The sequence below is a fragment of the Ruminococcoides bili genome (assembly GCF_040093295.1).
Classification (GTDB): domain Bacteria; phylum Bacillota; class Clostridia; order Oscillospirales; family Acutalibacteraceae; genus Ruminococcoides; species Ruminococcoides intestinale_A.
This window is the reverse complement of sequence record NZ_JBBNJY010000011.1, coordinates 26,373-40,344: the sequence shown is the minus strand read 5'-3', so window position 1 is coordinate 40,344 and position 13,972 is coordinate 26,373. Positions and strand designations below refer to the sequence as shown.

The following is a 13,972-nucleotide window of genomic DNA, read 5'->3' as shown; positions in this document are numbered from 1 at the left end:
TAATCACTTTACCTTTTTAAATACAAAAATATATTCGTGTTTGAATATGTAGAAATCGCTGGCTAAGGCACGATATCGCCATATGCCTTGTTTATTTGATTTACCTTTTGTTTCACCAAAGTTTTTAACTAAAATGGCTTTTAAAAGCAAACCTTTTTCCATTATCAAATTCATGCAGTAGAACCCAAGGGGAATTACCTGACTGTTGGCATATTTATCGCCAATAACAACTGCACAATATCTATTTTTCTCCAAAACACTTAACGAGTTATCGATTACTTTGCTAAAAGAATCCAAAAACTCATTAATGCTGTCGCAATTTGACAAATCATTGGGATTTTCAGAAAACTTCACAATATCCCAATATGGAGGATGCATTATTACAAACTGTACTTTATTTATGCCTTCTGATAGTAATATCTTATTCATATCACATGTTTGACTATCAGCAACCACAACCTTTGTTCTTACAACATCATTTTTTTCAGTGTATATTCTGTCATAAGCTTCTTTCGCAACATCATGTTGAATTTCTATTCCAATTGAATTTCTACCCATGCGTTGTGCTTCTATTAATGATGTTCCGCTTCCCATAAATGGGTCTAAAATCCAATTTCCTTTTTTGGTATACCTAGAAAATAACTGGTGCGGAATTTGTGGAACAAAATTTCCATGATAATGTCCACTATGCGCACCGCTATTATCTCTTTTGTCGATTATCCATAAAGAATCCGTTTCGATGTCCGTGTATTCTCTCCATTGAGATAAGTCTAAATCATTATATTTTCCCATTTCATTCCTCTTTTATTAAACAATGCAAATACTCAGTCGTTTCTTTTCCTGAAATATTTCTGTTTTTGTCTTTATCTGCCTTAAATCGCCTATAAGATTGAGTGAAACATCTATATGTTCCGTATCTCGACATTATATTTTTTATTGCATCTACATTCATTAAACCTTCATTATTATAGCTTAAAAAGATGTATCTAAAATTCGCATTAGCAATCAAATTTTCAAATTCACTTTCCAATGTTCTCTTAGAACAATACTTGCTTTTCTGTCCATTGGGCTCTCTCAAACCAGTTTTGCCTTTCAACTCAGGATAATCATATCGTGCAATAGTTTCAAGGACGTGATAATTTGAGCAATATTGTCTAGCATTATATGGCGGATCAAGATATAAAACATCCCCGTGAATTCTCGTTATCAGTTTATTAACATCCTCATTATAAGCTTCTCCTTTTGGTCCCTGAATTCTTGGCAGTAACTCTAACTTAAATTGTTTTTGAGCCGATTTTTTTATGTGCTTAAGAAAGGCTCCGTATACCGATGCCGTATTTGCGTACTTATCTATCGAATTCACAAGACCTGCCAAAAGCCCGAAATATGTTTCTTCAGATATCAAATTTTGACTAAAAAGTCTTTCGATCTCTATCCTTATAGCATCACATTTTTTACCATTGCTATCTGTAAAATAGTTTCTACCACTACCTGAACCTGCACAATAGTTTTCAAATATGAAGCCATCAACATCATCCAATAAATCTAAACTGCTTATCAATGATTCGTCTATATTTTCTGATCCCTCAATTAAATATTTATTAATTACATAGCTATAGTATTGAATGTCGTTTGAAATGACCTTACAGCCTTCTTTTCTATAACTCGCTCCTACAACCCCGGTTCCCGCAAACAAATCTGCAAAAATATAATCATCACCTGACTTGTAACCGGTAACATCCGATATTGTTCTATGAATAAAATCAAGAAGCGAATATTTGGATCCTATATAATTCATTGCTTTTCAACCTCGTCAATATGTTCAATAATATCGGAAACATCGCATGAAAAATGAGAACACAATCTATCTAATATTTCCATTGACACTTTCTCGTTTCTTCCCATTTTATCCATTGTGGATTTTGATATGTTGGTTTCTTCCATCAGTTGTTTTTTGGTCATTTCCTTATCAATTAACAACTTCCATAATGGCTTATATGTAAAAGACAAATCCATCACTCCTTTATATGTTGTGATTATATCATAAAAGTACTGCAAACGCAATACTTTTATATTTATAACTAAACAAATCAGAAATAGCATCAAAAAATCGGCAGGGATTACTCCCTGCCGTCGTTATGTTTATACCGTGTAAATTATATCAGCATTTACAATTTCCGTTGCACGGTTACGGATATTGTTCATTTTTCGAACCCATAGCATTTGGTCGGTTGCTTTTAAGTTTTCAGTTACATTTTCTTTTTCGGCTAAGTCTTTTACAAGCCGAGAAAAAAGGTCTTGAGCCTGCTGTTCAATATCTACAAGATATGAATTGAGCTTACCGCTTGTCAGCAAATTATAATATAACACTTTATGGTGTTGCTTCAAATATCTTTTGTGCCGCATTGCCCAAATACTGATATTCGCTTCCTTTTCTTCTTCCGCCGGTAATAAATCGGGTAACATATAGTCGCCCACCTGCGTATAAGTACCGCCCGTTTGTTCAAAAATTGTGTTTGCCATTTTGTTTTACCTCCAAAAATTTATTTATCTTGAGCGTGGGTTTTCACGCTTGCGACCTTTGATATTTCTTGCCTGTTCAAGCAACTCGTCAATCTGTTTATGCCCGAAAACTTTGCGCAAAAGTTTGTAATCTTTGACCTCTGAACGCAAATTTTCGTTTTCGTTTTTCAGCTTACTGTTGATTTTCGATAACATTTCGTTCTCACGATAGAGATTGCCGTTCGTGATATTTAATCTATGGTAATTGTCCCAACCTTCAAAGCAACGAGCCAATGCCGTCTTGATTAACGCTTTTAATTTTTGAATAAGCGGCTCTGCAATTTTGGTTTTATATGCTTTTGCAGACATAAAACTTTGCGGTTCGGAGAGCTGATATTCGGGGGCATTATCGAGCATTTCTTCCACATTCCTTAATTTTTCCAAACCATCATCATAGTTTAACACTCGCTCGGATAACACATTAAATTCGGCTTGCTTTTCTTCGATTTTAGCACCCAATTGTTCAAGTTCTGCTGTTCTTTCTTGCTTTTTATAATCAAGAACAGACAAATGTTTTTCGTGCGTTCCTTTGTGTTCCCACTCAATTCCGTGTCGTTCCATAACGAATGCGAGTGCAGATTTTTCTGCGCTTACCCATTGATTCCACTCGGTATCTCCACGGGTTCCGCCCTTAAATCCTTGTGCGGCAAGCGCCTGCTTTAGTGATACTCTCGTGTCAAGTCCACGGTTGCTGCCGGTTGTGAACGGAACAAAATCAATATGCAAATGGGGCGTTGCCTCGTCCATATGCAGATGAGCAGAGAACACTTTTAGGTTGGGATTTCGCTCTTGAAATCCCCGATAATACTCATCTAAAACCTGCCGTGCAAGCTGTCCGTTTTCGCTTTCGACGCTCATATTTTCCTTATCGCCAATCTGTAAAATCAGTTCGTGAAACGGCTTTTCTTGCTTTGAGTTTCTGATTTTCTCATAGTAGTTTTCTATTCTGCGGTCGGCTCTTGTCTGCTTTTCGTTGTATCTTTTTAGTGCTTCGTCAAACAATTCGTGATAGATTTTCTTTATCGGCTCGTTACAGTAATCAATGTTCAAATGCGTTCTGCTACCGTCAACATTTTCAGCCTTAAACTTGCGGCTGTTGTGATTTACCGAACCTTTACCCACCATTGCGCTTATCGTTCTTTGCATTATATACACCTCCAATCTCATAAACTTGCTCGTCCTCGGTTCTGTTACTCTTGTCAAGAGTAACGCAAAAGCACTTTTGACAGGCGAGCCCATCAAAAATGCAACCTGCGAGCAGGTTTTGCGCTCTCCGAGGGGCAAAGAGCCGCCTTTGAAAAGGCACTCTCTGCACACTCTGCTAAACTTTTGCTGTGACAAACCGTGACGATGGTGACAATGTTTTAGACCACATCACCGTTCTCGGAGAGTTTGTCACGGTCGTCACACATTGACACGCTTTCTTTCCAAAGGGATATTTTTCGTCCGCTGTGCGTGCGACTCGCTTTGTAATGAATGTCGTAATCTTTAAGCAACCGCCCGGCGTTGATACTAAGTCTTAGCGACAGAACATTAGGCTTAATATCCAATCCAATAAGTTTGCTCAATTCAGAAGCCGTCCCGTCCCATCGGCTACTGTCCGAAGAAAGAACAGTCGATACCTTTTCAAGCAGCGGGTCAGGCGGCTCTGTCCAAACTTCTGTTTCGCTTTTTTCAAATTCCCATATAAGTTTTTGCGGATTGCGAACAAGGTGTATTCGCTGATCCTGCTGATCTCTGCCGGTGACATCAAGCGTTGCGGCATTGGTTGTTCGTTTCTCTTTGCTGAGAACAAAGGCGCCGTCTGCCGCACCGAGCAATCCGTTTGTGCCGGAGATTGTATCAAATTTATCGTCTGCCTGCTGTTTGCGTGTGTGATGGACGATAAGCATTGTTACCTTGTAGCTGTCGGCAAGCGCTTTCAGCTTTGCGACTACATCGTAATCACTGCCGTAGCTGTAATCCGCACCACCTGTCTCTCGAACACGCTTTAGCGTATCTATGATAATCAGTCCGGTGTCAGGGTGTTCCTGAATAAAACCTCTTATTTGGTCTTCCAAACCGCCGTTTACGGTTTTGCTTTCTGTTGCAAAATACAAGTTGTCCGTTCCGTCAGCGCCGAACATATGATAGAGCCTGCGCTGTAAGCGAGGGTAATCATCTTCAAGGGCAAAATAAAGAACGGTTGCATTGCGGACTCTGTAATTCCAAAGCGGAGTTCCAGTGCTGATATGGTAAGCGAGCTGTGCCATCATAAAACTCTTTCCTACTTTCGGAGAACCCACGAACAAGTAAGTTCCCTGATAAAGCAGACCGTCTATAAGTGCGGTTTGTGTTTCGAAATCGGTATCATACAGAGCCGACATTGAAACGGTTTTCAAATATGACGGATCCATTTGTCTCAGCATTTCTCTTTGCATTTCACGAAAACTTTCGTCCAAATCCTTGATATTTTCATCGTTATCGTTTATACTAATGTCAGTACATTTTTGGATTGACTGCTCCGTATCTGCGCCAACAGATACATTCGGGGCGGTCATTTCTTTTTTATCTATCATTCTGATTCCTCCTTTAACCCGCCGAAAATATCGGCTATCATTTCAATTAAGTCAAGTAGTTCGTCATTTACTTCGCCGCCGGCTTCTATTCGCTGTAATTCTGTAAGCACATCGGCAAGCTGATTTCGCAAGGCCTTGAACACTCTCGGATTGCCCTGAACAACAATATCTTTGTGGGTAAGTCGCCTTGTTATATAATCCTGCTTAGTAAGCCCTGATAGTTGTACATAAGTTTCAATTTGCTTATCTTCCTCAGGCGATACACGAAACGCTACGGTTTTGTTTCTCCAGCGGTTGTGATCATCTCTGTTTTTAAGTGACATTTTACTCGCCCCTTTCCATATCTAACTTATCCGCCATTTCAGCCTGCTTTGACGGGAACAAGTGCGCATAGTTGTAAGTTATATCAATGCTTTCATGTCCCACACGGTCTGCAATAGCCGTTGCAGAGAATCCCATATCAATCAGCAAACTAACGTGGCTGTGGCGGATATCGTGAATACGGATTCTTTTTACGCCTGCTTCTTTTGCGCCTCTGTCCATTTCTCTGTGCAGATAGCTTTTTGTAATTGGAAACACTCTGTCCTCCAACCCCACATCGTAAAGCATTTTCAGATAATCCTGCATTTCATCACAAAGGAATTTCGGCAACTGAATTGTGCGGTTACTTTTCTCTGTTTTCGGCGAAGTTATAATATCTCTGCCATTCAAGTGCTGAAATGACTTGTTTATTGTGACAGTCTGCTTTTCAAAATCGAAATCCGCAGGCGTTAATGCCAACAACTCGCCCTCACGAATACCCGTCCAATAGAGCATTTCAAAAGCGTAATAGGATAAAGGCTTATACATCATCACATCGGCGAATTTAAGATATTCGTCTTTTGTCCAAAAGAGCATTTCACGATTTTTCTTTTTGCCCATACTTCCTGCTTTCTGGCAAGGATTTTCTTTCAAATTATAGTACCTGACTGCGTGATTAAAGATTGCAGACAACTGATTGTGAATTGTTTTCAAATACACCGGCGAATAAGGCTTGCCTTTATCATTCTTGTAATTGATAAGTTCATTTTGCCAAGTGATAATTTGCTGTGCCGTTATGTTGCACATTTTCAACTTACCGAAATATGGAATAAGCTTTTTATCAATAATATGTTTCTTGGTTTCCCAAGTGTTTTCTTTAAGTCGAGTCTGCATATCTTCGGAGTAATGTTCAACAAAACTCTTGAAATTCATATCCAAATCTCCGCCAAGCTTATTTAGTTGTTCTCTTTCCCACGCCTGAGCCTCACGTTTTGTTTTGAATCCTCGTTTTTGTGATTGCTTTCGTTCGCCATTCCAATCGGTATAGCGATAGATAACACGCCAAGTATTTGTTTTTTCTTCCTTATAAACAGCCATTGATATCACATCCTTTCTTTTTCGGCTGTACCATAACAAACTCTTTCTAAAAAATACTGTTTGTTTACTCGTCCTGAAATTGTTATAAAGCCTTGTGCTTTTAACTCTTCGTTAAGCTGCTGCACGATTTTATAGGCATAAGATTTTGAAATACCTAATTCGTCGGCAACATCTTGTACTTTCATAAATGTTGTACTCATACTGAAACCTCCTTTCAATTCTTGTTAGTTTGTTTATTTAGTGTCGGAGAACTTTCTGACCGCATTCCGATTTGCCCGAGCGGATACACCATTACCGTGATGTATGACGGATATTCAGTTTTCGCAAACAACTTAACGCTATTTGCTTAATGATTATACTAAACATATTCCGTTATGTCAAGTGGTTTTCGTAAAAATATTAAACTTTTTTGTTTTATGTTACTTGACATATACTAAACATATATGATATACTGTTTGCACATTATATGAATAAGGGAGCGTAAATTTTATGGCAATCGGAGAGAGAATAAGGTTCTTTCGTAATCTTTGCGGAATGACACAGAAATATTTAGGACAGGTGGTCGGATTTCCCGAAAAAACCGCTGACATTCGTATGGCACAGTATGAATCCGGAAGTAGAACGCCTAAGGCTGATTTAACAAATAAACTTGCAGAGGTTTTCGATATATCGCCACAGGCTCTTTCTGTTCCTGACATTGACAGTTACAACGGCTTAATGCACACACTGTTTACTCTTGAGGATTTATATGGTTTCCGTATTGATAAACTTGATGACGAGCTTTGCATACGCCTTGATAAAGGTATGGGAACAAACTATCTTAAAATGTTCGATATGTTTTCCGCTTGGCAGGAACAAGCCAAAAAGTTCAAAAACGGAGAAATCACAAAAGAAGAATACGATAACTGGAGATATAACTATCCAAAGTTTAACGCTTTTAATTCCAAAAAATAAGGAGCTACTATAATGACAATTAAGGAGTTTATGAATTTATTTGATTTAAAAAACGAAAGTACTGTGATTAAATGGATAAAAGATGGATATATCCCAGGAGCTTATATAAATGAAGAATCAAATGAATATTTTATTCCAGATCTTGCACGTCCACCATATACAAAAGCAAGAGCCAAGACCACAAATGCAATCTATAAAAGTATAGTTAAAGCTTGTATTAACAGAGAAGGCGTTTGTGCAAAGCTTTATAAATTAAATGAAGTCGAATTTCAGGTTTATATTAAAGATTTAGCCGATGCCGGATACATACGTATTGAATTACATAATAATATTGAATATTATTTTGCAACAAACAAAAGTAACGAGTTCCTAAAAAGTAAAAAGCCTCAAGAATTAATTAAAAGTTGTATTGGTCTTATTACTGAAAGTGCAGTAAAAGGTATTACAAGTGCTTGCCTCGAAAAAGTAATTGCTTAATAAAAAGCAAAAAAAGAGCTAACTGACTATAAAAATCAGTTAGCTCTTTACTTTTACAATAATTCAAATAATGTTGCCATTTTGTTGCCACAAGGGACACTCAAATGGCTAAATCCGCATAACTACGGGCTTTTTAAACGGTAAGAAATTATTCCCACTCCACGGTTCCGGGGGGTTTGGAGGTTATATCGTAAACAACTCTGTTTACATGTTCTACTTCATTTATGATACGGCTTGAAACTCTGCCGAGGATATCATATGGGATTTTTGCCCAATCGGCTGTCATAAAGTCGTCGGTTGTTACGGCTCTGATTGCCACAAGTTCATCATAGGTACGTGAATCGCCCATTACACCTACTGTCTTTACACCCGGAAGGACTGCAAAGAACTGGCTCATCTGTGAGGCATATCCGCACTTATCCATTTCTTCTCTTAGGATTGCATCTGCCTCCTGCAAAATTTTTACCTTATCAGCTGTAACTTCGCCGATTACTCGAACACCAAGTCCGGGACCCGGGAATGGCTGACGCCATACAAGTTCATGAGGAAGTCCGAGCTTTTCGCCAACTACTCGTACTTCATCTTTAAAAAGATCCTGCAAAGGTTCAATAATTCCCTCAAAAGTAATATCCTGCGGTACTTCTACCTGATTGTGGTGAGTTTTAATCTTTGCTGCATCACCTTTACCGCTTTCAATTCTGTCAGGATAAATAGTGCCTTGAGCAAAGTAACCACTGCCGTAGTTCTCACGAATTTTATTCCAAAACACATTATAAAACTCTGTGCCAATTATCTTTCTCTTTGCTTCCGGCTCTGATACGCCCTTAAGTTTTGAGAGAAATTCCTCTTGGCAATTAATACGAACAAAATTCATATCAAAAAGTTTTGTAAATGTCTGCTCAACAAAGTCGCCTTCGTCTTTACGCATAAGTCCCTGGTCAACAAAAACACAGGTCAGCTGCTTACCGACTGCTTTACTTAAAAGAGCGGCAGCAACAGAAGAATCAACACCGCCGGAAAGTCCGAGGACTACTCCCTTGTCGCCGATTTGCTCTTTAAGTTTTGCAACTGTTGAATCGATAAAACTATCCATCTGCCATTCACCTTTACAACCGCAAACATCATAAAGGAATGAACGGAGCATATCTTTACCGTTTTCTGTGTGATTAACTTCCGGATGGAACTGTACACCGTAAAGTTTTCTTTCAGGGCAACTCATAGCAGCAACAGGACAAACCGCTGTCGTGGCAGTTACGGTAAATCCGTCCGGTACTGTGCTTATATAGTCACGGTGACTCATCCAAGAAACGCCGTGTTCACAAGCATTTGTAAAGATAACATCGTCTTTATTATAGTTTGTCATCGTCTTGCCGTACTCACAAGATGAATTATCTGTAGCAGGAGTTACTACACCGCCAAGGGTATATGCCATAAGCTGACAACCATAGCAAATACCGAGAATAGGAATATTAAGCTCGAAAATTTCTTTTGAAATATGCGGTGAGCTTTCATCGTACACGCTATTCGGACCACCTGTAAAAATAATACCGGTGGGATTTAATTCTTTAATTTTATCAAGACTGACTGTGTACGGCAGTATTTCGCAATATACATTACACTCACGAACACGCCTTGCAATAAGCTGATTATACTGTCCGCCAAAGTCGAGGACAATTACTCTTTCTTTGTTTTCCATTACATTACCGGCCTTTGTTTATCTGTAAATAATATCATCTCTTGATGGACCGTTAGATACAATCTTAATCGGCACACCAATCTGCTCTTCTGCAAATTCAATGTAGTCACGACATTCCTTAGGAAGTTTGTCATACTCTTTAATGCCGGAAATTGAACATTTCCAACCCTTTAATTTCTTAAGAATAGGCTTACATCTCTTAAGTTTTGTTGTTGATGGGAAATAATCGATAACTTCGCCGTCAAGCTCATAACCAACACATACAGGAATCTCATCAAGATAGCCGAGAACATCAAGAACGGTGAATGCAACCTGTGTTGCGCCCTGTACTTTACAGCCGTAACGGGTAGCAACAAGGTCAAGCCAACCCATTCTGCGAGGTCTGCCTGTTGTAGCACCGAATTCGCCGCCGTCGCCGCCTCTTCTTCTAAGCTCGTCTGCCTCTTCACCAAAGATTTCAGAAACAAATTCACCTGCACCTACTGCGCTTGAATAAGCCTTAACAACAGTGATAACTTCTTTAATTTCATAAGGCGGAATACCCGCACCTACTGCGCCGTAACCTGCAATTGTGTTTGAAGATGTAACCATAGGATAAATACCGAAGTCGGTATCCTTAAGTGAGCCAAGCTGACCCTCTAAAAGAATATTCTTACCATCTTTAAGTGCATTATGAATAAACTCAAAAGTATCTCCTACATAAGGAGCAAGAGCCTCTTTGTACTCCATAAGTTTATCAAATACTTCTTCCTCTGTAATCTCAGGCTTATTGTAGAGATTCTTAAGAATAGCATTTTTAATGCCAAGTGCGTGTTTGATTTTTTCTCTTAATGAATCAGGGTCATCGTAAAGCTCGTTAATCTGGAAACCGATTTTTGAGTATTTATCTGAATAGAATGGAGCAATACCGCTCTTTGTTGAGCCAAAGGAATTTTTGCCGAGGCGCTCCTCCTCGTAACAGTCAAAAGCAACATGATAAGGCATAACTATCTGCGCTCTGTCTGAAATAATAATCTTTGGCTTCGGCACGCCTCTGCTCTCAAGTTCTGCGATTTCTTTTACGAAATTTTCAACGCTGAAAGCTACACCGTTGCCAATAATATTAGTAATATTCTGATGAAATACACCGGATGGAAGCTGATGCAAAGCAAATTTGCCATATTCGTTTACGATAGTATGACCTGCATTTGCACCGCCCTGAAAGCGAATTACAATGTCACTGTCATTTGCGAGAACATCGGTAATTTTGCCCTTACCTTCATCTCCCCAGTTTGCACCTACTATTGCTTTAACCATAATTTGTAAAACTCCTTAAATATATAAATACAAGTGTATATAAATTTTATACATTGATTTCAGGCTTATCTGATTCAATGTCAGCATACTTGTCAAGAACAGGCTGAACCAACTCTGCGAGGAAGTCCTCTGTCTGCTCTTTTGCTCTGCCTGTATATTTCTCCGGCTGTAAAATCTTTTCGAGATCCTCTAAAGTTACGCCGAAAGCCTCATCGTTAGCAATTCTTTCGAGAAGGTCGTTTTCGCCGCCCTCTTCTTTAATAACCTTAGATGCAGCCATTGAATGAACACGAATTCTCTCATGGAGCTGCTGTCTGTCAGCACCTCTGTACTTAACTGCGTCCATCATAATATTCTCTGTAGCCATAAACGGAAGTTCTTTTCTTAAACGCTGCTCAATAACCTTTGGATATACTACAAGACCGTCTGCAACATTTGCATAAAGTGAAAGAATACCGTCAACGGCAAGGAATGCCTCCGGAATACTCAAACGCTTGTTAGCAGAGTCATCGAGAGTTCTTTCAAACCACTGTGTCGCAGTTGTGAAATAACCGTTTAATACATCACACATTACATAACGGGAAAGTGAACCTATACGCTCCGAACGCATTGGGTTGCGCTTATAGGCCATTGCAGATGAACCGATCTGATTCTTTTCAAACGGTTCTTCAACCTCTTTAAGATGCTGTAAAAGGCGAATATCATTTGAGAACTTAGACGCACTCTGAGCAATGCCTGCGAGTACATTTAAAAACTGAGAATCGAGCTTTCTTGAGTAGGTCTGACCTGAAACGGCAAAGCAAGAATTATAGCCCATTTTCTGAGCAATTTTCTTGTCGAGTGCCTTACATTTTTCGTGGTCGCCCTCGAAAAGCTCCAAAAAGCTTGCCTGAGTACCTGTTGTACCCTTTGAACCGAGCAGCTTAGCCTTTGAAAGCTGATACTCTACATCTTCAAGATCCATAAGCAATTCCTGTAACCAAAGAGTTGCTCTCTTGCCTACTGTTGTTGGCTGTGCAGGCTGAAAATGTGTGAATGCAAGTGTAGGAAGAGCTTTGTACTCATCTGCAAACTTTGAAAGATTGCGGATTACGGTAATAAGCTTATTTCTGATAAGCTTTAAGCCCTCTGTCATAATGATAATATCTGTATTGTCACCGACATAACATGATGTTGCTCCAAGGTGAATAATGCCTTTTGCATTAGGGCACTGTACACCGTAAGCATAAACATGTGACATTACATCATGACGAACAAGCTTTTCTCTCTCCTGAGCAACCTCATAGTTAATATCGTCAGCGTGAGCCTTAAGCTCGTCAATCTGCTCCTGAGTGATAGGAAGTCCAAGTTCCATTTCAGCCTCAGCAAGAGCAATCCAAAGTTTTCTCCAGGTACGGAATTTCATATCGGGAGAAAAAATATATTTCATTTCCTTGCTTGCATATCTTGCAGACAAGGGTGACTCATAGGTATCCTTAATCATATTAGTAAATCCTTTCAGAATGTAGGTTTATCAGCATTTTTTATCAAAATTCATACCGCCACGCTCTTTGCCCTTAAAGGTCTTTTTTGTGGTTTCAGCAGGATAATTACCGCTGAAACAAGCATCACAAAAGCCTATCGGAGCATTGTGCAACATTTCACGCAGGCTGTCTGCGGGAAGATAACCGAGTGAATCCGCACCGCTTAGCTGACGGATTTCTTCAACCGTATGGTTGCAGGCAATAAGCTCTCCCCTTGACGGAATATCCGTACCGTAGTAGCAAGGCCACATAAACGGCGGTGAACTTATACGCATATGAACTTCTTTGGCACCTGCTTCACGGAGCATAGTGACAATTCTGTCAACAGTAGTACCACGCACGATGCTGTCATCAATAATGACCACACGCTTACCCTTTATTTTATCTACAATAGGGTTAAGTTTTATGCGCACACTCTTCATACGCTCTTTCTGACTGGGTTTAATGAAAGTTCTGCCTATATAGCTGTTTTTTACAATAGCTTTTTCATAAGGAATTCCGGATTCTTCGCTGTAGCCTATAGCGGCGTCAATACCAGATTCAGGTACTCCGACTACCATATCCGCCTCTACCGGAAACTCCCTTGCCAAAATTCTGCCTGCCTGTTTTCTCGCCTCATAGACGCTGATACCATCAATAAAGGAGTCCGAGCGGGCAAAATAAATATATTCAAAAACACAAAGTGACTGCTTCTTTTCTTCTCCGAAATCCGGTTTAATACTGCGGATTTCTTTATTGTCAACAACCACAATTTCACCGGGTTCAATATCTCGGATAAATTTTGCTCCGCATGCGTCAAGAGCTGCGCTCTCACTTGCAAATACCACGGAATCATTATACTTACCCATACAAAGCGGACGGAAACCGTGCGGGTCACGGGCGGCAATAAGTTTTCTCGGACTCATAACAAGCAGAGAATATGCACCCTTAATAACCCTCATAGTACGGGCAACCGCCTCTTCAACAGAATGACATTTCAGTCTTTCTCTTGCAATAACATAACAGATAGCCTCAGAGTCAATAGTGGTCTGAAAAATAGCACCTGTCTGTTCAAGCTGACTGCGAATTTCGAGGGCGTTGGTAAGGTTGCCGTTGTGAGCAACGGCAAGCGTACCCTTGACATAACGCATAACGAGAGGTTGTGAATTTTCAAGCACAGAGCCACCGGCAGTCGAATAACGGACATGAGCAATACCCATCTGACCTTGCAAAGAGTCAAGAATACGGTTATTAAAAACCTCGGTAACAAGTCCCATATCCTTATGATAATCTATTACACCGTCATCGGTAACGGCAATACCACAGCTTTCCTGACCACGATGCTGCAAAGCAAGCAAGCCGTTGTAGCAAGCATAGGCAGGGTTAATTGTGCCGTCACTAAATATTCCGAAAACACCGCATTCCTCGTGCAGTCCTTCTTTTGCGTAATTGTCGAAAGAATTTTTCAAAAAGCGCCACCATCCGTAAAAATATCAAACTAATGCCCTAAAGGGGATTTGTAAATGTAT

15 protein-coding genes are annotated in these 13,972 nt (G+C 39.7%); 2 read left to right on the top strand and 13 right to left on the bottom strand.

Features of this window, described 5'->3' with window-relative positions:
- Positions 1-3 precede the first annotated feature (3 nt).
- The 9 genes from AAAY30_RS05425 to AAAY30_RS05385 form a co-directional block, all read right to left on the bottom strand.
- Positions 4-792, bottom strand: coding sequence for a TRM11 family SAM-dependent methyltransferase (locus AAAY30_RS05425; protein ID WP_021883132.1), 789 nt, complete (start codon positions 790-792; stop codon positions 4-6).
- Between the two features lies 1 nt (position 793).
- A complete protein-coding gene (locus AAAY30_RS05420) occupies positions 794-1,798 on the bottom strand; it encodes a DNA adenine methylase (protein ID WP_021883133.1) in 1,005 nt (334 codons plus the stop codon).
- Positions 1,795-2,010 (bottom strand): helix-turn-helix domain-containing protein, encoded by a 216-nt coding sequence (locus tag AAAY30_RS05415; RefSeq protein WP_021883134.1) that lies wholly within the window; start codon positions 2,008-2,010, stop codon positions 1,795-1,797. The genes AAAY30_RS05420 and AAAY30_RS05415 overlap by 4 nt, the downstream gene beginning before the upstream one ends.
- A 132-nt stretch (positions 2,011-2,142) precedes the next feature.
- Positions 2,143-2,523 carry a TnpV protein gene (locus AAAY30_RS05410; protein ID WP_021883135.1) on the bottom strand — a complete coding sequence of 127 codons (381 nt, stop codon included), beginning with the start codon at positions 2,521-2,523 and terminating at the stop codon, positions 2,143-2,145.
- A 24-nt stretch (positions 2,524-2,547) separates the two neighbouring features.
- Entirely contained in the window at positions 2,548-3,708 is a 1,161-nt protein-coding gene (locus AAAY30_RS05405; RefSeq protein WP_021883136.1) for a plasmid recombination protein, read from the bottom strand.
- 218 nt (positions 3,709-3,926) lie between these two features.
- Positions 3,927-5,120, bottom strand: a complete 1,194-nt coding sequence (locus AAAY30_RS05400; RefSeq protein WP_021883137.1) for an AAA family ATPase — start codon at positions 5,118-5,120, stop codon at positions 3,927-3,929.
- Entirely contained in the window at positions 5,117-5,443 is a 327-nt protein-coding gene (locus AAAY30_RS05395) for a plasmid mobilization protein (protein ID WP_021883138.1), read from the bottom strand. The genes AAAY30_RS05400 and AAAY30_RS05395 overlap by 4 nt, the downstream gene beginning before the upstream one ends.
- Position 5,444: 1 nt before the next feature.
- On the bottom strand, positions 5,445-6,518 hold the full coding sequence (locus tag AAAY30_RS05390) for a site-specific integrase (protein ID WP_021883139.1): 1,074 nt from the start codon (positions 6,516-6,518) through the stop codon (positions 5,445-5,447).
- Positions 6,519-6,523: 5 nt separating this feature from the next.
- Entirely contained in the window at positions 6,524-6,718 is a 195-nt protein-coding gene (locus AAAY30_RS05385) for a helix-turn-helix domain-containing protein (RefSeq protein ID WP_021883140.1), read from the bottom strand.
- A gap of 289 nt (positions 6,719-7,007) precedes the next feature.
- Between AAAY30_RS05385 and AAAY30_RS05380 the strand changes: the two genes are divergently transcribed.
- Both AAAY30_RS05380 and AAAY30_RS05375 read left to right on the top strand, forming a co-directional pair.
- Positions 7,008-7,472, top strand: coding sequence for a helix-turn-helix domain-containing protein (locus AAAY30_RS05380; RefSeq protein ID WP_021883141.1), 465 nt, complete (start codon positions 7,008-7,010; stop codon positions 7,470-7,472).
- A gap of 12 nt (positions 7,473-7,484) precedes the next feature.
- Positions 7,485-7,949, top strand: coding sequence for a hypothetical protein (locus AAAY30_RS05375; protein WP_021883142.1), 465 nt, complete (start codon positions 7,485-7,487; stop codon positions 7,947-7,949).
- Between the two features lie 148 nt (positions 7,950-8,097).
- Here AAAY30_RS05375 and guaA read toward each other — a convergent pair whose 3' ends face one another.
- The 4 genes from guaA to purF are packed head-to-tail and all read right to left on the bottom strand — an operon-like array spanning position 8,098 to position 13,912.
- Positions 8,098-9,645, bottom strand: coding sequence for a glutamine-hydrolyzing GMP synthase (guaA, locus tag AAAY30_RS05370; RefSeq protein ID WP_249376441.1), 1,548 nt, complete (start codon positions 9,643-9,645; stop codon positions 8,098-8,100).
- An 18-nt stretch (positions 9,646-9,663) separates the two neighbouring features.
- Positions 9,664-10,941, bottom strand: coding sequence for an adenylosuccinate synthase (locus AAAY30_RS05365; RefSeq protein ID WP_294663955.1), 1,278 nt, complete (start codon positions 10,939-10,941; stop codon positions 9,664-9,666).
- A 46-nt stretch (positions 10,942-10,987) separates the two neighbouring features.
- Positions 10,988-12,424 carry an adenylosuccinate lyase gene (gene purB / locus AAAY30_RS05360; protein WP_295025745.1) on the bottom strand — a complete coding sequence of 479 codons (1,437 nt, stop codon included), beginning with the start codon at positions 12,422-12,424 and terminating at the stop codon, positions 10,988-10,990.
- Positions 12,425-12,454: 30 nt separating this feature from the next.
- On the bottom strand, positions 12,455-13,912 hold the full coding sequence (purF, locus tag AAAY30_RS05355) for an amidophosphoribosyltransferase (RefSeq protein ID WP_302187180.1): 1,458 nt from the start codon (positions 13,910-13,912) through the stop codon (positions 12,455-12,457).
- Positions 13,913-13,972: the final 60 nt, after the last annotated feature.